Annotated in this window: 18 protein-coding genes; 14 read left to right on the top strand and 4 right to left on the bottom strand. The window is 60.7% G+C overall.

Going from position 1 to position 25,360, the window contains the following annotated elements:
- Positions 1-2: 2 nt before the first annotated feature.
- On the bottom strand, positions 3-2,483 hold the full coding sequence (locus WM40_RS06925; protein WP_024904089.1) for a sensor domain-containing phosphodiesterase: 2,481 nt from the start codon (positions 2,481-2,483) through the stop codon (positions 3-5).
- Between the two features lie 502 nt (positions 2,484-2,985).
- Here WM40_RS06925 and WM40_RS06920 point away from each other — a divergent pair.
- From WM40_RS06920 to WM40_RS06895, 6 genes are all read left to right on the top strand, one after another.
- Positions 2,986-5,550, top strand: a complete 2,565-nt coding sequence (locus WM40_RS06920) for an amylo-alpha-1,6-glucosidase (protein ID WP_024904088.1) — start codon at positions 2,986-2,988, stop codon at positions 5,548-5,550.
- A gap of 33 nt (positions 5,551-5,583) precedes the next feature.
- The gene (locus WM40_RS06915; RefSeq protein ID WP_024904087.1) at positions 5,584-8,268 is read left to right on the top strand and encodes an MGH1-like glycoside hydrolase domain-containing protein; all 2,685 of its coding nucleotides are present in this window, start codon (positions 5,584-5,586) and stop codon (positions 8,266-8,268) included.
- 95 nt (positions 8,269-8,363) lie between these two features.
- A complete protein-coding gene (locus WM40_RS06910; protein WP_046152515.1) occupies positions 8,364-8,804 on the top strand; it encodes a type III secretion system chaperone in 441 nt (146 codons plus the stop codon).
- 10 nt (positions 8,805-8,814) lie between these two features.
- A complete protein-coding gene (locus tag WM40_RS06905; protein WP_024904085.1) occupies positions 8,815-9,276 on the top strand; it encodes a type III secretion system chaperone in 462 nt (153 codons plus the stop codon).
- Positions 9,273-9,701 (top strand): type III secretion system chaperone, encoded by a 429-nt coding sequence (locus WM40_RS06900; protein ID WP_046152514.1) that lies wholly within the window; start codon positions 9,273-9,275, stop codon positions 9,699-9,701. The genes WM40_RS06905 and WM40_RS06900 overlap by 4 nt, the downstream gene beginning before the upstream one ends.
- Positions 9,702-9,711: 10 nt before the next feature.
- Positions 9,712-12,387 carry a hypothetical protein gene (locus WM40_RS06895; protein WP_157685742.1) on the top strand — a complete coding sequence of 892 codons (2,676 nt, stop codon included), beginning with the start codon at positions 9,712-9,714 and terminating at the stop codon, positions 12,385-12,387.
- A gap of 107 nt (positions 12,388-12,494) precedes the next feature.
- Here WM40_RS06895 and WM40_RS06890 read toward each other — a convergent pair whose 3' ends face one another.
- Complete coding sequence (locus WM40_RS06890) at positions 12,495-14,552, bottom strand: tetratricopeptide repeat-containing glycosyltransferase family protein (protein ID WP_046152512.1); 2,058 nt, start codon at positions 14,550-14,552, stop codon at positions 12,495-12,497.
- Between the two features lie 768 nt (positions 14,553-15,320).
- On the opposite strand from WM40_RS06890, the gene WM40_RS27755 reads away from it, so the two are divergent.
- The 3 genes from WM40_RS27755 to WM40_RS06875 all read left to right on the top strand — a co-directional run bounded on the left by WM40_RS27755 (position 15,321) and on the right by WM40_RS06875 (position 19,184).
- Entirely contained in the window at positions 15,321-16,211 is an 891-nt protein-coding gene (locus WM40_RS27755) for a sensor histidine kinase (RefSeq protein WP_157685083.1), read from the top strand.
- 280 nt (positions 16,212-16,491) lie between these two features.
- The gene (locus WM40_RS06880) at positions 16,492-17,151 is read left to right on the top strand and encodes a response regulator (protein ID WP_024904080.1); all 660 of its coding nucleotides are present in this window, start codon (positions 16,492-16,494) and stop codon (positions 17,149-17,151) included.
- Positions 17,152-17,720: 569 nt separating this feature from the next.
- Complete coding sequence (locus WM40_RS06875) at positions 17,721-19,184, top strand: flagellin N-terminal helical domain-containing protein (RefSeq protein WP_024904079.1); 1,464 nt, start codon at positions 17,721-17,723, stop codon at positions 19,182-19,184.
- Here WM40_RS06875 and WM40_RS30615 read toward each other — a convergent pair.
- Entirely contained in the window at positions 19,174-19,548 is a 375-nt protein-coding gene (locus WM40_RS30615) for a hypothetical protein (protein ID WP_052738207.1), read from the bottom strand. The two genes, WM40_RS06875 and WM40_RS30615, sit on opposite strands and share 11 nt — an antisense overlap.
- Between WM40_RS30615 and fliD the strand changes: the two genes are divergently transcribed.
- The 5 genes from fliD (at position 19,547) to WM40_RS06850 (ending at position 24,716) form a co-directional block, all read left to right on the top strand.
- On the top strand, positions 19,547-21,604 hold the full coding sequence (gene fliD, locus WM40_RS06870) for a flagellar filament capping protein FliD (protein ID WP_260843849.1): 2,058 nt from the start codon (positions 19,547-19,549) through the stop codon (positions 21,602-21,604). The two genes, WM40_RS30615 and fliD, sit on opposite strands and share 2 nt — an antisense overlap.
- Before the next feature lie 299 nt (positions 21,605-21,903).
- Complete coding sequence (fliS, locus tag WM40_RS06865) at positions 21,904-22,350, top strand: flagellar export chaperone FliS (protein ID WP_024904077.1); 447 nt, start codon at positions 21,904-21,906, stop codon at positions 22,348-22,350.
- A gap of 1 nt (position 22,351) precedes the next feature.
- Positions 22,352-22,687: a flagellar protein FliT gene (locus WM40_RS06860; RefSeq protein ID WP_024904076.1), complete on the top strand. Its 336-nt coding sequence runs from the start codon at positions 22,352-22,354 to the stop codon at positions 22,685-22,687.
- Positions 22,688-22,779: 92 nt separating this feature from the next.
- Complete coding sequence (fliK, locus tag WM40_RS06855) at positions 22,780-24,171, top strand: flagellar hook-length control protein FliK (protein ID WP_162199045.1); 1,392 nt, start codon at positions 22,780-22,782, stop codon at positions 24,169-24,171.
- Positions 24,172-24,347: 176 nt separating this feature from the next.
- Positions 24,348-24,716 carry an EscU/YscU/HrcU family type III secretion system export apparatus switch protein gene (locus WM40_RS06850; protein WP_046152565.1) on the top strand — a complete coding sequence of 123 codons (369 nt, stop codon included), beginning with the start codon at positions 24,348-24,350 and terminating at the stop codon, positions 24,714-24,716.
- Positions 24,717-24,720: 4 nt separating this feature from the next.
- Here the strand turns inward: WM40_RS06850 and fliE are convergent, their stop codons facing one another.
- A complete protein-coding gene (fliE, locus tag WM40_RS06845; protein ID WP_036010727.1) occupies positions 24,721-25,050 on the bottom strand; it encodes a flagellar hook-basal body complex protein FliE in 330 nt (109 codons plus the stop codon).
- Between the last annotated feature and the right edge of the window lie 310 nt (positions 25,051-25,360).

The following is a 25,360-nucleotide window of genomic DNA, read 5'->3' as shown; positions in this document are numbered from 1 at the left end:
CGCTACACAGTCAGGATATGCTGCGGCTCGCTAGGGAATGCGTGTGGCATCCGCAGATGCCGCAATTCAAACTCCTCAGCGCTAACCGGCTTGCCGTACAGATAGCCTTGCGCCTGCGGGCAATCGAACTGGCGCAGGCGCACGGCTTGCTCTTCGGTTTCGACCCCTTCCGCAATGACGTGCAAGCCAAAATGCTTGGCAAGAAAGATGATCGCCTGCACCACGGCGGCGTCCGCCGCATCATGCACAAGGTTTGTCACGAAAGCGCGGTCGATCTTCAAACGCGTCAGCGGGAAATCCTTGAGGAGACTCAATGAGGCATAGCCCGTCCCATAATCATCGAATGCAATCCGTACGCCGGCATTGCGAAGTTCACGAAGCGGCTCGAGCGTGACGCTGTCACGCCGCAGAATGGTCGACTCGGTCAACTCGATCTCGATCGCATCCGGAGGCAAGTTGAAGCGTGCGAGCGGCGTCATGACCTGCGACACCAGATTGCCACTGGTCACTTGCCGACCGAACAAATTGACGCTCATCCGGAACTGCGGAAAGCCGCGATTGCGCCAGCGCGCCGCTTGCTCGCAAGCCGTGGCGATAATCCGTTCCCCGACCGTTGCGGCCAGGGCGGTGGATTCGAGGACATCCAGAAAATCGATTGGCGCGAGCAGCCCCCGTGAAGGATGCCGCCAGCGCAGCAAGGCTTCCGCGCCGAGCACCTCCCCCGTTGCAAGATCGACCTGCGGCTGATAGAACAATTCCAACTGCCCGTTTTCCACCGCTTCGCCGAGTTCGTATTCCAGAATGCGACGTCGCAGCACCGTTTCGCGTAACGACGGGACGAAAAACCGGTAGGTCGCTGGATCAGACGCTTTCGCCTGAAACAAAGCCAGGTCCGCGTTGGACAACCACTCATTCGCATCTTTCGCATCGGCCGGAAAAGAGGCCGAACCGATACACGCACTGATGGATACGCTGTGCCCCTGGACACTTGCGGGCCGTCCAATCGCGGCAATCAAGCGATCACACAAAGGGCCGATACGTACTTGCGCCAGGAAATCCTGTCCCATCATCGTCGCCTTCTCCGCGACGTTGGTTGTCGAGCGTCCGGGATGTTGCTGCGCCGATACGGTCTTATCCCCCTCGGGGACCGGCCATAACAAGATGCCAAACGCGTTCTCACCAACCCGTCCAGCCATGCACTGCGCATGATCGACCGCCTCGGGATTACACGTGATTTCCCGTACACGGTTGGCGATCACTTGCATCAATTGATCGCCTATCGTCGGCCCCCACGAGTCAGCCACCATGCGAAACTCATGCAAATCGATCAGCAGCAGGTCGCTTGGCGCGCGTCGTTCCGAGATGATGTCGTTTAAACGATCGAGAAACGCATCGCGGTTTGCCATTTCGGTCAGGCGATCGAGACGCGCCAGACGATACAAGTCCGATTCGAGCTTGCGACGGCGCGCCGGATCGCGAATCACCAAACCATATCCATCGAAGCGCTGCACGTCTACCGCTGTCGCCAGGGCCGCATCGCGATGCGGGTCGACCGTATCGGAATGAGCTACCCAACCCATCCGACCATTCCGCTCCGACGGCTGATCCGGGGCCATCGCACTGAACGGTATCGGCACGGTCTGCACCGGCAGAGACGCGACGAACATCTCGACCGCCAGCGACGTACCGTCACTCCGTGTAGCACGCAAATCGCGGGTCTGCGTCGGTGAGACGGCCGGCGCCATCTCACCGACGCAGGTGGTGTCCATGCGCAACACCATCACCGCCTGCCAGGCGTGATTGATCAGCGCGTCGATCCGCTTACCCAGCAACGCATCCGTGTCGTAACCAAACGTGGCCGCGCTGCGCGCATTGGCGTCGATCACCCTGCCGTGGGTGTCGAGTATCAAAACCGCATGGTTGGAACGGGCCGCGCGCGCGGTAAAGACCGCACCGCCATCCGATGCCGCGCGTTGCAGGCGGCGCAATTCGAACTCGTCCATCACCAAGCTGGCGAGATCACGCAGCACGCCCTTTTCAAGGTCCGATAGCGGACCTCGCGGTTGCGCATCCAGCACGCAGAGCGTCCCCAACGTATGACCAGCAGGCGCCCGCAACGGCGCGCCGGCATAGAAACGCACCGGTGCAGGGTGCGTGAACGGCGCGTTCTGCGTGACGAATGGATGATGACGGAAAGTCGGGTCGTCGTACGTATCGGATATCACCAGGACGTCGGGCTGGCGCAATAGGTGGGCGCAAAACGACATCTCCCGGGGCGTCTCCATCACGGTGAACCCGGTACAGGCCTTTAGATACTGCCGATTCTCAGCTACCAGTGTGATCAGGGCCGTCGATGTATTGAAGATGCGGGCGGTCAACCGCGTAATGCGATCGAACGCCTCCTCTTGCGGCGTATCCAGCAGGCCATACTCCCGCAACGCCGCTAATCGTGCATTCTCGTCATCAGGTATCGGATGGACCATCGGATGTCGTGCAAGCAGGATCGATTTTCAGGAGAAGACACATTCTGTACTACTTTAGAAGATACTGAACGCACAAACATTGTAAACCGCCATAGCATTCTCGCGAAACGTTATTTAAACGTGTTTTTATTGATCGCACGGTAGACGTTTCTTTACAGCTCCCGTTTCATCTTAAAAACTTGCCGCGCATCTTATCTTTTATTCGACGGGCAGGCATACAGTAAAACGTGTCGCAGCTTCATGGCAGCTTATCAGCGATGCCTATAAGATGCTATCCAGAGGAAATTAAGACAAACGATTGATTCGTCGCGCACGGCGGGTATTCCGATGGTCTTGCCGTGATACGGTAAGCCTCTGACTCCACCAGAGCGTCAAGCGGAACGATGGCGTCCGGCAAATTAACCTGCTCCATCCTGCCATTGATCGACCGTTCGTTCGTTTGGCGACATCGGGGTACAAGCTCGGATATCCTTTTACAAAGAGACGAGGACAGGATTGGCGAATGAAGACAGAGACGGAGTCCCGGCAACGCAAGACGTCGCGGAAACGCGCCAGTGATACCGCGCCGGCAGCGGATGGCGCATCCGCCGCCGTTCCGACCGCGGACGACAGCAGTGGCGCAAAGGGTGCAAAAAGTGCGAGCAGAAAGCGTAAAACGCCCCTCGCCGCCTCAAGCACGGCGCAGGTCGTAAAGGCACCAGACGTGGCAGCGGATCCGATACAGTCTGAGCAAACCGGCACGCAAGCATGGGAACTCCTGCGGCCCGATGCGGGGGATCCCCGCGCATCGGGTGACGAATGGCTGGAAGCGGATGGTCTCGGCGGTTTTGCGTCGGGTACCCGCTACGGTGTGCGTACAAGGCGCTATCACGCACTGTTGTTGTGCGCATCGCTCCCGCCGTCCGGGCGTCTGGTGCTGATGAACGGCGTCGAGGCATGGATCGAGACCGCGCAAGGCGACGTCATTGCCCTGACGACCCAGGCCTATGCGCCGGATACGCTACACCCCGACGGTTGGCGCCGGCTCCGGGCATTTTCCGCAACCCCCTGGCCAACATGGCGCTACGCGCTGGGCCCTGTCGCGTCGACGGCTACCGCCAAGCCGGGGGCAAAGGGGGGCCGCCTTCCAGACGACGGCGACAGCGTCATCTTCGAGGTATGCAGCGCGGGGCAAAGCGGCGATGTCATTTTAAGATGGTCGGCGCACGATCGAACCGGCGTGCTTGCCGGTGCCCGGTTGCGCGTGCGCCCGCTCTTGAGCATACGCGATTATCACGCGCTGCATAAACGCAACGACACATTCGATTTCACACCGTCCGGCCAGGCCGGCCGCATCAGTTGGCGACCATACAAAGACCGGCCGGCGGTATCGGTGCTCAGCAATGGCACCTACCAGCATGATCCGGAATGGTTCGATCGGTTCCGTTACCATGACGAATCGTTACGTGGCTTGGACGATACCGAGGATCTGGCTTCGCCGGGTATTTTCACGTTTGCATTTGGCGATCCGGGCGACCAAGCTTTGATGGTGCTACGCGCCGGGGACAGCCGTGACGTGCGTGTGCGAGAGTATGTACAGCGAGCCCTCTTTCTCGAACAAACGGCGCGGGCAGAGCAAGCCAGCCGCATTACCGATGTTTTGTCCCAAACGCCGCGACAAACGCCTCCCGTCGCCAAGAACGATGTATTCACCGCGAGTCCTTATCCCCTTGGCGACCCGCTCGCCGCGCTATCGCGCGCGGTCCACCACTACATTGTCGAGCGTGGCGGTGGCGCCACGGTTATCGCGGGCTACCCGTGGTTCACCGACTGGGGGCGCGACACGTTCATCGCCTTGCGCGGCATCGCGTTGGCTACCGGCAATGTCACGCTCGCGGGAGAAATATTGCGCGAATGGGCTGCCGTGGTCGATCACGGGATGCTGCCGAATCGCTTCACGGATGACGCCAATCCTGATGCGCCCGCGGAATACAATGCCGTGGATGCGTCGCTTTGGTTCATCGTTGCCGCACATGCTTTCCTGAATCACCATCCAGATGGCGGTACGCAAGACGGGCAGGCTTGGGCAATGCTCACCAACAAGGGTTCACGTTCGTCACAGGCGGCCCCCGGTCCCAGCGCCGCGGCAACCGGGACAACCCATCCGTCGGTGCATCCGCTACAGCCGGTCCTGCATCGGGCGATGGAGCAGATCGTCGAAGGCTATGCCGCCGGCACACGCTTCGGCATCCACGCCGACACCGATGGCCTGTTGTTCGCGGGCGTACCCGGCTCGCAACTGACCTGGATGGACGCACGCATAGGCGTTCGCCCCGTTACCCCGCGGATCGGCAAACCGGTGGAAATCCAGGCGTTATGGATCAACGCCTTACGCATCGTCGGCGTATGGGTCCCAAAATGGCGCGCGTTGGCCGCGCAAGCACAGGCGAGTTTCACGCGACGTTTCATCCCGGCACCGGACGCGCCAGAGGCCACCTCCCAGGTCGCTGGAATTTTGGACGACGTGCAAGACCGGGGACTATACGATAGCGTTGATGCGGACGGCGAAGCCGGCCGGGTCGACGCCAGTCTCCGACCCAATCAAATCTTCGCGGTGGGTGGACTACCTTATCCGGTTGTCGACTTACCGACGGCGCGCGCGATCGTGGCGCATGTCGAACGGCATTTGTGGACCCCGATGGGATTACGCACCTTGGCCGCGTCTGATCCGCGCTACATCGGCCGCTACGAGGGCCCGCCGGATCGGCGTGACAACGCTTACCATCAGGGCACGGTCTGGCCCTGGCTGACCGGTCCTTTTGTCGAAGCCTGGCTACGCGTGCATGCGCATGGCCATGCGCAGTTGGACCTCGATCGCGTGGCGGACGAGGCGCGCCGGCGCTTCATCGCCCCGCTCGACGCCCATTTGGCGTCGGCCGGGATCGGGCACATCAGCGAGATCGCCGATGGCGATGCGCCGCATACGCCACGCGGCGCGCCGTTCCAGGCCTGGTCGCTCGCGGAGCGCCTGCGGCTGGAAGTATTGCTGCGTCACCCCTCGGCCGCGAGTACCGTCCAGTTTATCTAGTCTTGTCTTGTCGTTTTTGCCAGAGGAGTGAAGATGTCCGCCGCACCACCACAGACCATACTGGATACCACCGAAGGACAACGCCTGCACGCCGCCTCCCCGGCGACATGGCGGCGCTGGGGCCCCTATCTCAGCGAGCGGCAGTGGGGTACGGTGCGAGAAGACTACAGCCCGGGCGGCACGGCCTGGGATAGCTTTCCCCATGACCACGCGCGCAGCCGCGCCTACCGCTGGGGCGAAGACGGCCTTGGCGGGTTTGCCGACGAGCAGATGAATTGGTGCCTGTCCGTCGCGCTGTGGAACGGTCAAGACCCCATCCTGAAAGAGCGTCTGTTCGGGCTGACAAACGAACAAGGCAATCATGGCGAGGACGTCAAGGAACTGTACTTCTTCCTCGACGCCACGCCCACGCACTCGTACATGAAGATGCTGTACAAGTATCCGCATGCGACGTTTCCCTATGCGGATCTGGTCGACGAGAATCGCCGGCGAGGTCCGACGCAACCTGAATACGAGATATTGGACACCGGCGTCTTCGAAGACGACGCCTACTTCGATGTCACGATCGAATACGCGAAAGCCACGCCGGAAGACATCCTGATGCGGGTGACGGTGGAGAACCGCAGTCCGCGGCCAGCGGTGCTGCATGTCCTGCCCCATTTCTGGGCACGCAATACGTGGTCATGGGACACCGCTCGTGCAAAGCCGGAAATCCGCCTCGATGGCGATTCCGTTATCGCACGCAATCCGGAATTGCCGCACCGCTACCGGTGGTCGGTGCAACCCCAGACCGGGAACGCATCCGGTGCACCGCCACAATGGTTGTTCTGCGAAAACGAAACCAATATCGAGCGACTGTTCGGCGATGCTGGCGAGGGACCGTTCAAAGACGGCATCAACGATTTCGTGATCGACGGCAAGACCGAGGCGGTGCGGCGAGGTGCCGACGCGTTTGGCAGCAAGGTGGCCTCGCACTGGCGCCTGGACATGCCGGGACACGAAAAACGCACGATCGGCATGCGACTGAAGCGAGAGACGAACAGCTTCGCTCCCGCCCAGTCCTTCGACGAGGTTTTCACGCAGCGCATCGCGGAAGCCGATGCATTCTATGCGGCGTTGCAAAGGAATGTGCCCGATGCCGATGGCAAGGTGATCCATCGGCAGGCGCTGGCCGGGCTGATCTGGTCGAAGCAGTTTTATCATTTCGACGTCAAACGGTGGTTGAACGGCGACGCCTCGCAACCCACCCCGCCCGCCGAGCGGCAGCAAGGTCGCAACAGCGACTGGCGGCATCTCTCGAACGCCGACATCATTTCAATGCCGGATACCTGGGAATATCCATGGTATGCCTCGTGGGATCTGGCGTTCCAGGCAGTCGCGTTCGCCGTCGTCGATCCGGATTTCGCGAAGAAGCAACTGATTTTGCTGACGCAAGATCGTTTCATGCATCCAAACGGCCAGTTGCCGGCGTACGAATGGGCATTCGGCGATGCGAACCCACCCGTGCATGCCTGGGCGGCCTGGCGCGTGTACGAAATGGATATGAAGCTCACCGGGCGGCCGGATCGACTGTTCCTGGAGCGGACCTTCCACAAGTTATTGTTGAATTTTGGATGGTGGGTCAATCGAAAAGACGCCGAAGGTCACAACTTGTTTCAGGGGGGCTTCCTTGGCCTCGATAATATCCAGATCTTCGATCGATCGGCGCCGTTGCCTACCGGCGGCCGGATCGATCAATCGGACGGCACGGCCTGGATGGCGGCCTATGCGCTGGATATGATGCGAATCGGCCTTGAACTGGCAACGACCAACGAGGCGTATGTTGACATCTCGGTCAAGTTCTTTGAGCATTTTTTATATATCTCGGAAGCCATCAACGGCGCCGCGAGTGGCCATATCAGTTTGTGGGACGATCGTGATCAGTTCTTCTACGATGCGTTGAAATTACCGGATGGCAATTCTCTGCCGTTGCGCGTGCGCTCGATTGTCGGACTGAGCCCATTGTTTGCGGTACATGTTCTAGATGCTTCAACTGTCAACAAACTGCCGCGTCTGGAAGAACGGCTGCGATGGTTTCTGCGTCACCGCCCCGATCTCGCCAAATTGGTATCACGCTGGTATGAGCCGGGGCGCGGGAATACGTTACTGCTATCGCTGCTGCGTGGCCATCGCATGAAACGCCTTCTGGTGCGCATGCTTGACGAGACGGAATTCTTGTCCGACTACGGTATCCGTTCACTATCGCGCTTTCATGAGCATGCGCCGTTCGCGCTCGATCATAATGGTGAGTCGTTCGGCATCGAGTACACACCGGCGGAATCGGTGACGCGGACGTTTGGCGGCAATTCGAATTGGCGCGGGCCAATCTGGATGCCGGTAAACTACCTTCTGGTGGAGTCGCTATATGAGTTCCACCGCTATTACGGCGACGATTTCCGTGTCGAATATCCAACCGGCTCAGGCAAGATGCTCTCGCTAAGGGAAATCGCGAACGCGCTGGCTGACCGGCTCTGTCGTTTGTTCCGAAAAGACGAAACCGGATCAAGGCCCGTGATGCAGGCCTATCCGGGCCTCAGCCTCGATCCGCGAGCGGCGGATTTAGTGCTGTTTCACGAGTATTTCCATGGCGACAACGGTCGCGGACTTGGCGCGGCCCATCAAAGCGGCTGGACAAGCCTCGTGGCATTGCTGCTCGAGGAACGGCCGAAGAAGGACTAAAGCCGCCAGTCAGGATACAAGGGAACCATAAGTAAAAACCCGTTCCTTACGAAGGAGGCGCGTCAGGTCGGCGTGCCCCATCGTAGGAGACTCCCTTGGTCCACACGCCCTATCTTGCCCTCTTAGAGGCATTGGCGCACCACTTACCCGGCATCGATCCATCGTCCCTTGTTCAAGCGCAAAGCTTGACGATCGACGGGCGCCGCATCGACTTTGCTCTTGAAGCCGATCCTCAAAACGACACCGAAAACCGCATGGTCGTGCGATGCGAAGTGGTTCGCTTGCCGGCACCAGCATCGGAAGCCGTATGTCGTCTGCTACTGCACGCCAATAACCTCTGGGCAGGTACACGGGGCGCCACCCTCGGCTTGCGCGGCGATCGTATCGTCATCGCCAGCGAGACCGCGCGCCTGGCCTCGCTGGACCCCGATCGCGTAGTCGCGATGTTGGCCGGCTTGCGCGAACAAGCGCAAGCCTGGGCCGCGGAACTGACGGGAATGTTCGAGCATAACGAACGACTGGAACCGCACGCCTGAGGACCCTTTCATGTCATTAGACCCGAAATACGTTGGCGCGCTAAAGGCGCTCGCACTGGAAATTGGTGCGGATGCCGAAGCGCTGACCGCATGCCAGACCTTGGTTGTTGGCAACGTCATATTGACGTTTTCGCCGACCGAAGACGCAGGGGCCACCACCATCCAATGTGCTTGCAAGATCGGCCCACTACCGCCCGAACCGTCGATCGACCTGCTGCGCCTGCTTTTGCAAGCAAACACATTAGGGCCTGCCACCGCTGGAGCGACATTCGCGCTTCAACTCGGCGCCGATGAACTCGTGCTGGAACAGCGGCATTCCGTGGATACGCCGCCGGCAATGCTGGCACGCGCTTGCCGCAACCAGGCCGAGGCCGCACTGGCTTGGGCACCCGCGTTGACACACGGCACGCAACGCGTGTCACGATCCAGCGCTGCCAACCTCTACGACATGCTTTCAGGAATACAGTCATGACGCGTTATCAGCAACTCCTCAAAGACTATGCGCTGTTGGTTGGCCTGGAGCCCGCAGCGGACCTCGTACTCAACCAGGAACTACGCGCGCTCGGTCTGTCGATCGGCTTGAGCGCCGAAGGCGATAAAGACAAAGGCAATGTGGTGCTCTTCACCAGCCTGGGCCAGCTCGACCCGCAACTGCCCAAAGACCGCTTGCTGCTTCTGATGCTCGAAGCAAACGCATTGTGGGCCGGAACGGGTGGATGCACGCTGGGCGTGCAATCCGGCACGGGGGCGGTGTTGCTGTGCGTCCGCGTACCACTCGCCGGATGTGACGCGGGCTCGCTCGCCGTCACGATCGATGCTTTCATCGATGTGGCAGTGCTGTGGCGAGAGATCGTTCAAGGCCGTCACACCGTCAATTTGCCAGCTATTAACGTATAAGGAATGTATTGTGGCTAGTTTTTCAGGATTACCTGGCGTCACCGACAGTACGACGTCGATTGTGTCCTCGGACGCGACGACATCGCCGGCTTACTCATCGCATTCAACCTCGCCAGGAACAGGCGCCATGCAGGGCACGATGGTGGGCGTCGGCGACGGCGGAACCCGCACGGCATTGTTGAACGATAGCAGCAACGCGCGCGGCATGTTTGGCAACGTATTGGGGCTCATGGGCAACGTCTGGGGCGCGGCAGGTGCATTGACGGGTTTCGGAAGCACGCCGAAGCACGCCGTGGCGCAGGACCCGGCACCGACGTCCAACGCCAAAGCCCATGCCGAAGTCGACGGATGGACGCTGCTGGCGTCCGCCATCCACGATAACGATACCGCCGTGAGCGCCGACTCGCAACTCGACGGGTGGACGCTCGTCTCGACAGAAGACAAGAACAAAGGCGCCGCGGTACTGACCAAGCAAGAAGCAGCCGACACCATTGCGCCGGAAGCGGACAGCGACGGCGACGTGTTTCACGACTTCCCGGATGATGATGAAGAGATTTTCGAGGACTTCCCGGACGATGACGAAACCGCTACGCCGGTGTACCAAAACATCGATGGCGGCAAACCCGGTGTGAATGGCGTACCGCAAAACGTCATTGGCGGGCTGCCGGCATCTGATGGTGCACAAAACGTCAGGCCGGTCGTGCTGCAACTCGACGACGAACTGGATATCCCGTTGATGTCGTTAAGCACCTTCATGAGGCCGGATGAAACACCAACGCTGGCACTGGGTGACAAGGGCGCGCGTGATGCCTCCGAAAACCAGATACAGGAACAGCAAGCCGGGCTGATGGCGCGGGCACTTGGTTTCGGTGGCTGGATGCTGGGTGGTGCCGCCGGTGTCATGGGCGGGGTCGTCGGTATGGCAGGCGGTGTAGTCGGCAGTGTGGCCACCGTTGCAAAAGATGCCTTGGTAGACGCATTGCCGGCAGCGCTCACCGGTCAAGAAACGGTGCAATCCTCGACCGATGCCACCCCGGCCGCCCCCGTTTCCCTGGCCAACCGAAATCTCGAGGAAGCCGAAAAAGTGTCCTCGGGTATCCGGGACAAGATGCACAAGCTGAACCTGCAACTTACCGCGTTAGGGTACGATCTCGCGACGAAGTCCGGTAAGCAACCCAAGGAACTGCTGGACGCACCGCAACTAAACTACACCGATACCGGCGTGCGCTGGTACCACCAGGCCCGCGGTGCCTTATCGGCCGTCATGCCGACCTTGGGAATCGCCGCGGCAGGCGCGGGCGTCGCGGTCGTCGGGGATGCCGTGGGCACGGTCACCGCATCATTACCGTTAAAGGCTCTGGCGTTGTTGGGCGGTGGATACTTGGGCTTGAGCGCGTTGGCCGATTATCCGGAACTCGCCACCGACCATGCCGCGCGCACGTTGATCAAGGCTACGCTGACCGACGTCCAGAAAGACATGGCGCGGTTCGATGATCTCGTAGGTCAGGAACGCGCACGGTTCACCGCCGAGGCGCGTGCGCTGGTCGTGTCGGACGCCCGCACCCCGCGCTTGCAAGCACTGCAGGCCGAGCTGTCCAACGTCACCGAAGCACTCGAGAAAATCGAGAGCGGCGAAGTCAGCCCGGTTGCACCTGTACTGCACCAAGTCGAGATCAGTGACGGCGCGGCACGCACGCAGACGCTGGGCTTGGCGGATCGCGCTCGCGCCGCATTCTCGTCCGCCTTTGCGTCGATCGCACGTGGTCTGGAAAACATCGGCCGCTTTGTCGAGGACCTCTCGAACGTCTTCGAACGCCGCGCCGCGGACAAGGCGGAGCAAGCCTATGCGCACAACGCACGGGATATGCTGAGAGCGCTGCAAAAAGCACCTCCACACACGCTGTTGAGCGGGGGTATCGACGTCCGTGCCCGGGAACGTGCGGAAGCGCACGGTGCCAGAATCGACACATTGGAAGTGCGCAAGCAATTTCACATGGGCGAAAACCTGGCGCTTGCGTTGATCAACCAGGAAGGGCAAGCGTTTGGCGCGGTAAAGATAGGTACAGAGGGCAACGCCTACGCGGCAGCAGCCACGCTGACGACCGCGCGCGCCCTCGCCTGGTACCTGGAGTCGATCGCACCGACCGGACACGCGAACGATCCAACGAGGACCGTGCCCCAAGTGACGCGCAATGCTGACGGCAGCCTTACCATCAACGATCCTGATCGCAAGCTTTACAGCTTCTTGATGAATGTGCCCTCCGCACACACCAGCGCCATGGACAGCACGGAAGGCCGGCAGTCGGTCGGCTTCACGATCGACGACCATCGCCAAGGCATGCCGCAAGGTATGCATGGCATGCGGTTTGAAATCCGGTTGGGCACCGACGGAACGGAACAATTGCACATGTCGTTCATCGAGAAGCATGCCGCGCCGGTATTCGCGGCGCTGGGTGACGAGTCGGACATGCTGATGCAGATGCACAACGCCATCCATAGCTCCGAACCGCAACCTGTAACACAGGGACAGGACCGGTCCACGTGGCCGGAGGAACGTCTGCGACTGCGGCAAGCCGAGCTGGTGAACGAATTGCAACGCGAAATAACGTTGTATAAAGGTGATCAGGCGCAGGTAGCGGCACTGGGAAATTGGCAAAACCCGACCTTCTTCTCAGGTCGCGTCTGATCGATGCGTTTATCCTGACTCATAGGCGCTGATATCGCCTGACATGCTTGATTCGGACGCCCGTTGCCACGCGTTCCGACGTACGGGGCACGGTACTAAGGGCCCGTTCAACCATCCAGCCGCTGCATCAATGCAGCGGCGACCTCGGCGATCACGGCTGGCCAATCCTGCAATGCCGGTTGCCGAAACAAGCGCGCGCTCGGATACCAGGGACTATCGCTTCGGTTGCTAAGCCAGCGCCAGTCGGCGACAAATGGCAACAGAATCCACACCGGCACACCGAGCGCCCCAGTCAAATGGGCGATCGCCGTGTCGACGCTGATCACCAGGTCGAGCGTTTCTATCAGCCCGGCGGTATCGGCAAAATCCCCTTGTTGCCTCTCCAGTAGCCCGGGACGCCAGTGCAAGGCGTGCCCGGCTTCTCGTTGTCCGTCGATCCATTGCCGATCGGCGTCGCGCAACGCGGGCTGCAACATGATCCATTCCACCCCGTCCAACGCGAACAGCGGCGCGCACATCGATAGGGGCATCGAGCGAAATGCATCGTTGCGATACTCCGGATTGCCGGACACAACCAGTCCAACGCGCAACCGGCGCACCCCATCCGGCACGACCTCGAACGGCATGTCTTCTAAAGGGCCCGAACCGTCAGGCTGCCTCGGCCGCGATAGACTCAAAGCAGGTGCGGCGGCAAAATAGCGCCCGCTGGACGGTATCGTCGACAGCGTCGTTTGCATTGCATACGGCAGGCTCATCAGCAAGGTGAATCGATCACAATCGGGCAACGGCTCGCCGCGCGGAATCACGCGCACGCCCCATGCGTCCGCACAGGCGGCAACCAGGCGCCATAGCGGAACCGGCACCTCGACGATCACGTCCCGCGCCAGAGGCCGAACCAACGGGATATAACGCAGAAATTGAATAGCGTCGCCCAGCCCTTGCTCGGCGGCGACCAGCAAAGACCGTCCAGTCAAGACGTCGTCACCATTCCAATACGCATCGCTGCGGCGGGCAGCCAGTCGCGCGCCATCGCGCCATTCATATGCGGCAAACCCACGCCGCAATTGGCCAAGACGCAAGCGGATACCGGCTTCATCGAGCCACACCTCGGGAAAATCAGGCCGAATGTCCCGCGCGGCACGTAAGCAAACAAGCGCCGCGTCATCACTTTTCTGCATGGCGAGCGCACTTGCCATATACCGATACGCCGGCGCAAAACGCGGCATCGCGCGTAACGCGGCCTCGAAGCGATCCACCGCGAAGGCGTACTCGCCGAGCGCGGACATGGCCTGCCCATACAAAACGAGCGCCGCCGGATCGTCCGGCCGCGTGACGAAAATCGTCTCCAAAGGCGCCACCGCCTGCATTGGCTTGTCCAGTGACAGGAACGCCGCCGCGCGTAACAACGCCACCTGCCCTGCCATCGCATCGACTGGCTTGCCCGGATCACCATGAGACGCCACGTCGCCTGGCAAATCCGGTGTCGGCATCATTACCTCGACTTGCTCCAGCACGCGTAATGCCTCGAGCGGCCGATGCAAGGCGAGCAGCATCCGCACTTGCGCCAAGCCGAAACGCAGCATCAGCATCCGTGCGTCCTGCTCGAGCGCACCATCGTGTCCCGCGGTGATCCACGTCTGCAAACGCGGCAGTACACTGTCCAGCGTTCGGCGCGCCTCCAGGCCGCGGCCGAGCGTGGCCTGGCACAAGGCTGCCCCGATGCCTGCCTCCATCTGCCACCGCGTGATATCTTCCACGGCACTTTCCCGCCCCTCAACCGCCTGGAACGCATCCGCCGCCTCGTCGAAGCGTTCCGCTTGCGCCAGCATGCATGCGCGCAAATAAGCGGCGCGCTGTTGCGTAACATGCAGCGCCGCGTCCCGTGACTCGCCCGCTTGCGTCGCTTTTTCAATCCCATCGCCGGCTAGCTCACCAGCAAGCGCGCAGTGTGCGACGGCGTCGGCATGGCGAGCAGCCGCGGCATACGCCAACGCCAGGTCAAGCAGTGCGTTTGCGATCGTGTCGACGCCACCATCCGGAGACAGCAAGCGCAGTCTCGCACCGGCAAGACGACTTGCTTCCGTAACCACCGTGCGCCACGACGGTGACGTCGGCGGGGCAGACACCGCCAGCGGCAGAGGTAGCACGGAAAGATCAGGAAGCATCACATTCTCTCGATGACAGACTCAAGCCGTGACGATACCGGATCAAGGCGTTAAGTGCATTGATCGCCATGCGCACGCCCGTGAATCGCAAGAAATGACCCATCGTGCTTACGTTTCGTTCCTGTTGTCGTCCTGACGCCGAGCCAAGCGCATTGCCACCGTTTACATCAGGATGTCATCAATATCCGGCAGAATCCGCACCTTTCACGACACCCTGAATACTAATCGTTGCGCGTGCGCGTAAACCGTTCATTTTCGATCGCTGTGCATCTTACTTTTTCAATAGGAATTATTCCGACAAAACGCTTGTATTAATCGAACGCATTTTACGCGGCGCATATCCTGGGAACACCCTTTGAAAATATAACTGCCGCGTCCAGTCAATCACACTTCGCGCGCTCTAAAATGATGGGATATAGGGAACACTGTCGAAGTGGCCTGTCCGGCGGGCCTGCGCCTTGCATGTTGCGTACACCGCACAACCGCGCGGCTTCGTAATTTGAGCAGTCATATTAGTCTCAAAAATACGCTATGATCCGGTCTGCCGTCGGAATTTCAGGAACAGAAAGCGAGGTTTTTTCCTACACGCCTCACTGCCTGAATGCGGTATCTTATAAATAACGGCATTCATCGGTGGCAGGATGCGCAAACGGTGGATGTCAGGTGCCTCACCGGCATGTCGTATCCGATTCACCGATATCTGCTGGAACGAACCGTAAGGATCACGTGGCAGACGCATCGATCGTGTTGTCCTCGAAAAATCAACGCATGGCGGGTTCTTTGCGCGCTAAGTTGCCCGCATCGGATGTTGCCGAACAAGCCGCCTCCGGCGCTCCCGTTGCCCCCGGCATGATGGGCGTCGTGTTGCGTGACGAAGAACGCGTGCGTCTGGCGCGCGATATCCATGACGATCTCGGCGCCGAACTTACCGCGTTGCGCATTTCACTCAGCAGGGTGGCGGTATCGGATGGTTTTGTCCCCAATTCCCAGGCCGCCCGAGCACTTACCGACGCGGAAACGGCATTGGATGCGGCATTCGCGGCAATGCGGCGCCTGATAGACGATCGACACACGCTGCCCCCGGCCACGGACCTCGTTGCCCGTCTCCAGGATTGGGTGGAGAGCTTCAGTCAGCGTAGCGGACTACACATTACTTTTGACTGCAAGACCGACCCCCGACTTGCACCAATGGACGAGGCGTCGGCTACTGCGGTATGGCGAATCTGCCAGGAAGCCTTGCATAACGTGGTCAAGCACGCGCAGGCGACATCTGCGACGGTCGCGCTGTCCGTGCTAGCAACGGGCGTACGCCTGATGGTCTCGGACAATGGTCGCGGCATCGCCGCGGCACGCAGGGCCCGTGCCGAGCGCGCGGCACAGGAAGCGTTCGATGACGTCGACGTAAAGAAAACGGCAAGTGCATCACCCAGCGACAAAACGGAAATAGTGCGACATCACACAGACGGCGTCGGCCTGGAAAGCATGCGGCAACGCTGCGAGGCGTTGGGCGGCCGGTTTTCGTTGATCGACCAGGTTGTGGCGGACGCGCCCCAGCCTGAAGCACTGCATGCCGGCAAACCGGACGTGACCGGTACGATCGTGGAAGCAGCATTGCCGTGGATCGGGCCGCAACCGAAGGAACGCCGCTCGCCACGCTGAAAACAGCAGGAACACCCAGGCGGAACGTGAGCATGTCGCGCCATCGAGCCCCGCGACAAGAGCACGGCAGTATCCTGGTACGTTTTTCTGACAAAATTGGTGAACTCTTTTACGGCGTGATACGTATAACAGGAATCGAACCACTCATGTCGCAGTGGTCGCGCAAGCGACGCGCATGCAAACAGTGAGCTGGCAAATGGGCATGTTTTCAGGACGGCCATCCATGAAGCCGTCCGGGCTATAAGCTGAATCAAACCACACACTCCACGGGGAGTCAGGTATGTCACGGATTCTGTTGATCGACGATCACTCCGCGATCAGACAGGGGATTGCCCAACTGCTGTTGGCACGCAATCTTTTTACGGAAGCAGTGGAGGCTTCCACCGGCGCGGAAGCACTCGCCCTGGCGGAACGCGGCCCCTGGGCCATGGTGTTGCTGGATATTTCACTGCCAGACATGAGCGGCGTTGAAGTCCTCCGGCGCATCAAGCGCCATTCACCTACCCTGCCCGTCCTGATATTTTCGATGTATCGCGAAGACCAGTACGCGGTACGGGCGCTCAAGGCCGGTGCATCGGGTTATCTGTCGAAAACCGCGAACGCGCATGAACTGACCTCCGCGCTTCAGCAAATCTGCGCGGGCCGGAAGTACGTGAGCGCGTCGCTTGCTGAAGCGCTTGCCGAATATGTGTCGGCCGACGCCGCGCAGATGCCACACGAAAAACTGTCGAACCGGGAATACCAGACGCTCTGCATGCTCGGGTCAGGCAAACGTTTGACTGACGTCGCGGACGTACTCTCGTTATCGGTCAAGACGGTCAGCGTATATCGCGCGCGCTTGCTGGAAAAGCTAGGCCTGGCGAACAATGCGGAACTCACTTATTACGTGATGCGTAATCAGTTGGTCGATCTCGGCGCGAACCGCACGAACGCCGCCTGAGACCACGGACGGTCGGTGCGGACAGCCATTCGCAGCCGCCGCCCCCGCATCCGTCATCGCGGCACTCGCGTCCTGCGTTGCCCGCTCCGCTCTCGACGAGCCCCCATGGGCTGCTGATCATTTCGCCGCCGCGCCAGGGTGGCGTGGTCATGTAAATAGACCGATCTTCCCCCGTTATTCCCCCTATTGCCTAAGCGCCGCCTCGGTATGATTCGGCAGTGACGGTACAGATGCATGAACGTTAGTCTATAAGCGCCGGACTCGCACGATATGGTAGTGCAAAGGTGCCTTGAGGCGGCGAGAGATTGGCAGGCCAATGTGGCAGGGCAAAAAGGATTATCGAAAAAGACTGAAGTTTTGGCATAAACAGCCGTATTCCTAGGGTACAAGGTGACGGAACTCAGGTTGTCAAGAAAAAATGTGTGCGACAACCCTCAAGCTTTTGAACAGGGTTCCGATAACCAAGACAACGGCGGCGCTGATCGGCAAAACAACGGTTACCGGTACTGCCTCCCGGATGTGGCAAACCCGCCCAACGGTCCAAATTTCGGAATTATTAGGAGCCTCTCATGCCCCAGATCATCAGCAGCAACTCGGCCTCGTTGGTTGCACAAAACAACCTGAACAAGGCATCGTCGACGTACTCGCATGCGATCAACCAATTGTCCTCGGGCAAGAAGGTTGCCAGCGCCGCAGATAACTCCGCTGCACTGGCCATTTCCGGCCGGATGCAATCGCAAATCAACGGTAGCACGCAGGCTATCGCTAACTCGAACGACGGTATCGCACTGGCACAAACGGCCGACTCGGCGCTGTCTCAGATCACGTCGAACCTGCAACAAGTGCGTACGCTGGCTGTGCAGTCCGCCAACTCGACGTACTCTGCTTCGGACCGTGCATCGCTGAATCAACAAGCGCAACAGTTGCTGACGCAGGTCAACACGGTGGCCACGCAGACGCAGTACAACGGCCAGACGTTGCTGGATGGCAGCTTCGGCACCGCTGTGTTCCAAACCGGCGCGAATGCCGGCCAAACCTCGACGGTCAACCTGAGCCAGGGCGTGAAGACATCGCAAATCGGCCAAACCGCCGCGGCGACGAACAACATCACGGGCCAGGGCCTGGCAGGCAAGACCCTGACGGTCCAAGTGGGTGCCGGCCGGACGTACGAAGTGGGTTCCGCGATCGCAGGCGACAGCGCCGGCCAAGACGCAAACAGCGCGTACGCCGCCGTGACCGCGATCAACAGCGCGAACATCTCGGGGCTGACTGCAACGGCGACGAACACGCAAATGTTCAAGCTGAACGGCGAAGCCGGTGGCGCACTGAAGGGCAGCGCGGGTGACTCCGTCAACCTGACCGTCAATGGCGTGAAGGTGTTCGGTGACCAAGGCTACACGTTCGGCACCGCCAACGACAACCGTCTGTCTGCAGGTGATTTGGTCAGCCAGATCAACTCGGTGTCGGGCCAGACCGGTGTGTCGGCTTCGCTGAACAAGGATGGCACGCTGCAGATGACGGCGACCGACGGCCGTAACATCACGGTCTCGCAAACCGGTGGCAAGGACATCATCAACGAGCACAGCGGTAGCGGTCGTCACCTGGGTGAAGCACTGCAAGGCACGATCTCGCTGTCGGCTGCGAGCGAGATTCAACTGGGTGGCACGGGCGCGCAAGCGATCGACGGCGGTGCGCCGCGTATCGGACTGGGCTCGAACACGCTGGCCAAGCTGGACCTGTCGACGGCTGACAGCGCGGTGAAGGCACTGCAATCGCTGGACTCCGCACTGTCCACGGTGTCGACGCTGCAAGGTAACGTGGGTGCGATTCAGAACCGGTTCGATTCGACCATCTCGAACTTGAACTCGGTAACGCAAAACGTGACGTCGGCGCAATCGACGATCACCGATGCGGACTACTCGTCGGTGGCCTCCGCGCTGTCGACCGCTGACGTGCTGCAACAAGCGGGCGTGTCGATGGTCAGCAAGGCCAACCAAATCCCGCAAGAAATCCTGAAGCTCGTCACGGGCTAATCAGGTTCAAGCGGTAATCGACGACGCGGCGCCCGGTATCGGGCGCCGCGTCGTCTAGCAGGTAACGCACATGCCGTTTGACGACAGGAATGGGCCGCGAATCTCGCCCCCCCCTCTCCTGTCGCGAAACGGTGGAGGCGGCAGACTGAGCAATGGTAACCATTTCCAACGCCAACAACCCGGTGCCGAGCAGCATACCGAGTGCGGCGACTTCGGCGAGAGCCAGCGGCAACAACGCAAGCGGCAACGCTTCGCGTAATGGTGCGTCCGCGTCCAACGCCGACAACGGAAACAGCACCAACGCGTCTTCTGGCAATAGCGCAAGCAGTAAAGGCGCCGAGAAGCGTGACGCTTCGTCCGTCATCTCTTCACTCGGGATTGGTACCTCCCTGTCGCTTTCCTCGTTGCTGACAGGCCTGATGCAGGTCGCCAGCATTCCGCTGACCCAGTATCAGCGCCAGCAAGACGGCGTAAAGACCGAATTGTCGGCTTTCGCGCAATTAAAGAACGCGCTGACGACATTCCAGTCATCGTTGAGCAACCTGACGCTCGCGTCGAATTTCAAGACATTGAACGCAACGTCCACGGACAAGACCGTGGCGGACGCGGATGTGTTCACCGGTGCACAGCCCGGCAACTACAACGTCGACGTTACGCAGTTGGCCCAGTCCCAGACGATGGTAAGCGCCGGACAGGCCAGCGTCAATTCCGCCATCGGATCGGGTACGCCAACCACGTTGACGTTCAATTTCGGTACCATCGGCGGCACGAATAAATCCACCGAGGATGCCGACGGCAAGTCGACGGCCCAGACCACTGGTGGCACGCCCGACGCGGAAGGTCACTACGGTGAAGGCACGACGTTCACGCCATCGACCGGCACGACAAAAACGATCACGATCAATAGCGGCAACAATACGTTAGGCGGCATTCGCGACGCGATCAACAACGCGCGGATGGGGGTCACCGCATCGATCGTCAATGACGGCGCCGATAACCCGTATCGCCTGGTGCTGAGCAACGACAAAAGCGGCGCCACGCAGGCGATGCAGATTACCGCCAGTGGTGACGATGCGGTCGGCAAACTGCTGTCATTCGATCCGACGAAGACCGATGCGCAAGCGATGTCGCAATCAACAGCCGCGCAGGATGCCAAGGTGTCGGTCAACGGTATCGCGTTGACGAGCCCGACCAATAAGGTCAGCGGTGCGTTGAACGGCTTCACGATCCGCTTGTCGCAGCCCGGCAAGACCACGCTGTCGGTCAGCAACGACACCAGCGCCATCGAGAGCAACATTTCGAACTTCGTCGACAACTATAACGAGTTGATCGGTTCGGTGTCGTCGCTGACGAACTACGACTCGACGGACCCATCGAAAAACGGCCCCCTGCTCGGCGACTCCACAGCATCGAATATCAAGGGTACGCTGCAACGGATGGTCTCCGGCTCGTTGGAAGGCGGCAATGGCTACAGCACCATGGCCGATGTCGGCATTACGTTCAACGGAGACGGTACGCTGGCGCTGGACCCGCAAAAGCTGAAAGAGGCATTGAACAAGAACCTGCCGGCATTTGCCTCGCTTTTCGCCAGCAATGGCACCACGTCGGACAGTGGCGTGAATTTCCTGGCTGCGGGCCCGAAAGCCGCTGCCGGCAAGTACGACGTGATCATTACGCAAGCGGCCACCCAGGGCGAGGCCAAGGGTGAAATGAAAGCCGACCTCGGCGCCGCCGCGAAGGCCGCGCTGGACCTCACCGTCACGCTGAACGGCAGCATGCAGAATATTTCCCTGGCCAAGGGGACATACGATACGCCGAAGGATCTGGCCACGGCGCTGCAGAAAGCAATCAACGAAAATAGTGGTTTCACGGCAAGCGGCGCGAGCGTCAACGTCAATGCGGACGAAGAAGGCAAGCTCACGGTGACATCCACGAATTACGGCAAGAGTTCGAGCGTGGCCATTAGCGGGAACGGCGCGGTTGCACTGTTCGGCAAGGATACGATCAAAGGCACGCCCGGCATGGATGTGGCCGGCACGGTGGGCGGTTTCAAGGCAACCGGCAATGGTCAGACGCTCACCGGACAGGCCGGCACACCGATAGACGGCGTGACGCTGCAAGTCCAGGGAGGGGCAAAAGGCGCACGGGGCACGGTGTCGTATTCCGTGGGTTTTGCCGCGCGCCTGGACAACCTCGTCAATGATGTGACCGGCATGACGGGGTCCCTGTCGACGGCGACAAAGGCACTCGATAGCCGAGTGTCCAATATCGACAAGCAGATCACGAAGTTTCAATCACATCTGGACGAGGTCCAGTCGAACTACCAGCAGCAGTTCACCCGCCTGAATCAGTTGTCGGTAAAGATGAAGACTGCATCGAACATGTTGAATGCGCAGTTCAATTGGACCAGCAGTCATTGATGGCGGGTCGCGCTCCGGTGAAAATGGCGCATACGGTGAAAGAGGACACCATTGCCGTAATGCAGTAGAGGCACCTGTAAGACTCATCGGAATCCGTGGTGGGCGCAGAAAATGTGCCCAAAACAGAAACCGGCTGCAAAACAGGGGTAAAGTCGCGGCCCAGTTGGCCGTTTACCTGAATGTAGGCGGCAACAACGGAAAGTAAGCAGAACGGCGCGCAATATGCACGCTTCCTCGCTGAAAATCCCCTGCCGCGAAGCCAGTTTCAGACAGCCAGGATTCTGAAGGAGAAACGCAGCATGTTTTCCACGAGCCAGTTCGGTGCCAATGCTTATGCCCGCGTGGGTGCGCAGACCGGTGTATTCGGCGCCAGTCCGCAGCGCCTGGCGGTGATGATGTTTGAAGCCAGCCGCGCGGCCATCGTCCAAGCCCGCCTGCATATTCGCGCGGGCCGGATGGCGGAGAAAGGCGTGGCCATCAACAAGGCCGTCAAGATCATCGGCGGCGGGTTGAAGGACGGGTTGGACATGGAGCGTGGCGGGGATCTGGCGGTTCGGCTGGCAGGTCATTACGACGCGATGCTGTCTCGATTGACCCAGGCGAATCTTCAGAATGACGAATTGCTGCTGACGGAAGTGGATCAGATGTTAGCGGCGCTTGAAGACGTATGGCGCAAGGCACCGTTGGATGCCATGCCGTCGCCGCAGATGAATGGACAGGCGGTCGCACAGGCCGTAGGAGTTTGAGATGCACGGTTTTGACCAGTTGATCGAGCATTACGAGGAAATTGCACGCGTGACGCGAGAAATGCGCGATGCGGCATCCTCGGAAAATTGGGACGACCTGCTGACCATGCAGGAAGAGTACTCGCGGCTGGTCGATATGTTGGAAGCGAATGATGCGCAAGCACCGCTGGATCCGCAGCAGCGGGCCCGCAAATTCGATTTGATTCGTCGTATCCTGGATGACGACGCCCGCATCCGTGATCGCCTCGAACCGCGGCTGGCGCGCCTCTCGGCGTTGCTGGCCAGCGGTCGCCAGGCACGTGCGCTGCAGGGTGCATACGGTCGCGTGGCCGAGTAACCGCACCCCCCTCGTTCAATGCTGGGCGGGACATTCCCGAGGGGCCAGGGCCTCCTTCAAAATGCGCTGTCATGGCGCTGGTGAACCAGACGATGAACGCGATCGATCGTATCGGACAAAACCCGGTCCCGCTTCGCGTCGACCCTATGACAACGGGTGCGGCGGGCAGTTTGAGTACCCGCACCGCCGGGACAGGCGCGGGTTCCGTCGCGCAGCAGCAGACCGGCGTCGCCACCGGTGGCCCATCGATGCAAGGTGCCGTGCGGCTCCCCCCGGCGCCAGCCCCGGTGGCGTCAACCTACGCCACCGTCAGCAGCGATGCGCGCGTCCTGGATGCGCTGGCCAAGATGCCGAGCGAAGAACCGCTGATCCTGTCTGACAAGCCACTCTGCCCCGTACCGCCCGCCAGCATGACCACGCAGACGGGCGAACTGCCGGTCGTAGGCAGTCAGTTCACATCCTTGCTGGCGAAGGCACTAGTGCAATCGCTGGAAAACAGCGGTCTTTTCTACGAATCCCACCTTGCGCAATGGGCAAGCGGGCAACGGCCGCTTGCGGCGATCGAGCGCGAACCCCAGGCGCGGCTCGCCTCGTTGGCGCCACCCGGACCCGATGTTGCGCACGAGGCGTTACCCGCGCACGACACCTTGATCGCCAATGCGTTGACGGCCTTTCAATCGAATCCCGGCGCACTCGCCGGCAACAACCCTGCGCCGGCCGGCGATTGGTTCTCCCGCGTTGCCGATGTATTGCAAAACACGTTGAACGGCAATGCGAACACCAGCGGCAATGGCGGCGCATCGCATGGCAATAACCCCGCAAACGGGGGGGCCGGGGCCAATAATGCAAGCGGACACACACAAGGTGGCCTCGCCGGCATGGCATCGCCACTGCTTGAAGCGCTGTCGCACCTGTCGCCGTTCTCGAACCCGTCCGCGCCGGCCGCGACAGGCACCGCCGGTCATCCCCATCCCGCAGGCATCGCGGGAGCGCACAGCGCTACCGGACTCGATCCGAATGCGCTTGACGTCAACGGCATGCCAAACGCGCTCGCCCATGCCATCCATCCGGACGCGCTGCCGACGGTACGGCAGCAAATGGAATTGCTGCAGAATCCAACATTACGATGGACTGGCGAAGCCTGGCCTGGAACGCAGATGGCGTGGGAAATCGAACGTCGTGAAGAACCAGGCGCGCAGGCCAACCATGACGGACAGACCGAACCGTCGTGGCGGATGCATATCACGCTTGACCTGCCACATCTGGGCCCTGTCGACGCGGAGCTGCAACTGACGGGCGATCGCCTGATCACGCGATTGAAGGCGGCGCCCGACTGCGCGGCTGCGTTGCTGCACGACAGCGATCATTTTCGAGAAAGAATCGCCGGCACCGGCCTGGAACTGAAAGGCTTTGCGATACGCGAGCTGCAAGCGCCGCATGGCACGAGCGAGACACCCGACCAGGCTGGAGACAAGGCATCATGACCGACCCCAAAGCCACGCCCTGGACGGCGGACGGTGGTAGCGAGCCGCGTGCGGTAAAGCGCCCGACGGAGGCGATCGACACCGATTATCAGGTCCGCAGCGAAACCACACGATTGGGGCGGCCGGCCCCACTGCAATCCTCGCCCACCGGTCCGGCGGAATATGGTCCCGCCGGTTTGCCGTCGGACACGGACGCCCCGGCCTACGTCGCGGCGGCGGATGGCCCCGACCCACGGCGCAGCGCGGTCGCGTTGTCCTATGATCGCGGCGGCACCGGTGCGCCACGCGTTGTCGCGAAAGGATATGGCTTGATCGCAGACACGATCATCGCACGTGCCAGGGCGGAAGGACTGTACGTTCACCAAGCGCCGGAAATGGTATCGATGTTGATGAATGTGGCATTGGATCGGGAGATTCCGCCCGCGCTCTATCAAGCCATTGCCGAACTGCTGTCTTGGTTATACCGATTGGAGTCGGCAAGCGGTGGGGACATCAAAGCCGCACCGGGACACCGAGGGCAAACCTTTACCCCCGCGGCCCGGTGATCGGCTAGACCTGCATCTGCATGACATCGTTGTACGCGGCCACCAGTTTGTTGCGGACCTGCACTGCTTCCTGGAACTGGATATTGGCTTTTTGCATGTCGATCATGACATCGCTCAGGCTCGCGTCGCTGGCACCGGTCTCGAAAGCATGCGCCTGATTCACCGCCTTGGTCTGGTCGGTGCTCACCTTTTGCAACGCCGATTGCAGGGCTGTGGCAAAGCTGCCACCCTCCACCGACGGCGCGCCCGCGCCGATGCCCGCCGCACCGTCCAGCGAGGCCTTGCCGGCCGCCTGGTTCGCCATGGAGCGTAACTGCCCGAGTTGGTCGGCCATGGCCGCGCCACCGCGCGTGCCGCCCACGCCGCCACTACCATAAAGGCCTCCCGTCACGCCGTTCAGTCCCGTCAGTGGTGCCGCCATCGCCGTCGCTCCCTCATTCGTTCGCCGTGCCATGTGACCCGGTCAGGTGGTCCCGCCCAGATTCACACGACGTCCTGGACCGCCTTTTCCACCAATGACCGGCATCTTACCTGTTGCATCGGGCCTGCGAACCGGACAATTAAGACCCAAAACCCCCGCTTATCGACTGATGGGCCGTTGTACCCCCCGGCCATAATCTGCTCCATGTCGAAATCGGTCCGAC

This window comes from Robbsia andropogonis (genome assembly GCF_000970345.1).
In the GTDB taxonomy this organism is placed as follows: domain Bacteria; phylum Pseudomonadota; class Gammaproteobacteria; order Burkholderiales; family Burkholderiaceae; genus Robbsia; species Robbsia andropogonis.
Note: the sequence above shows the minus strand (reverse complement) of the source record. Positions and strands in the feature narration are given on the sequence as shown.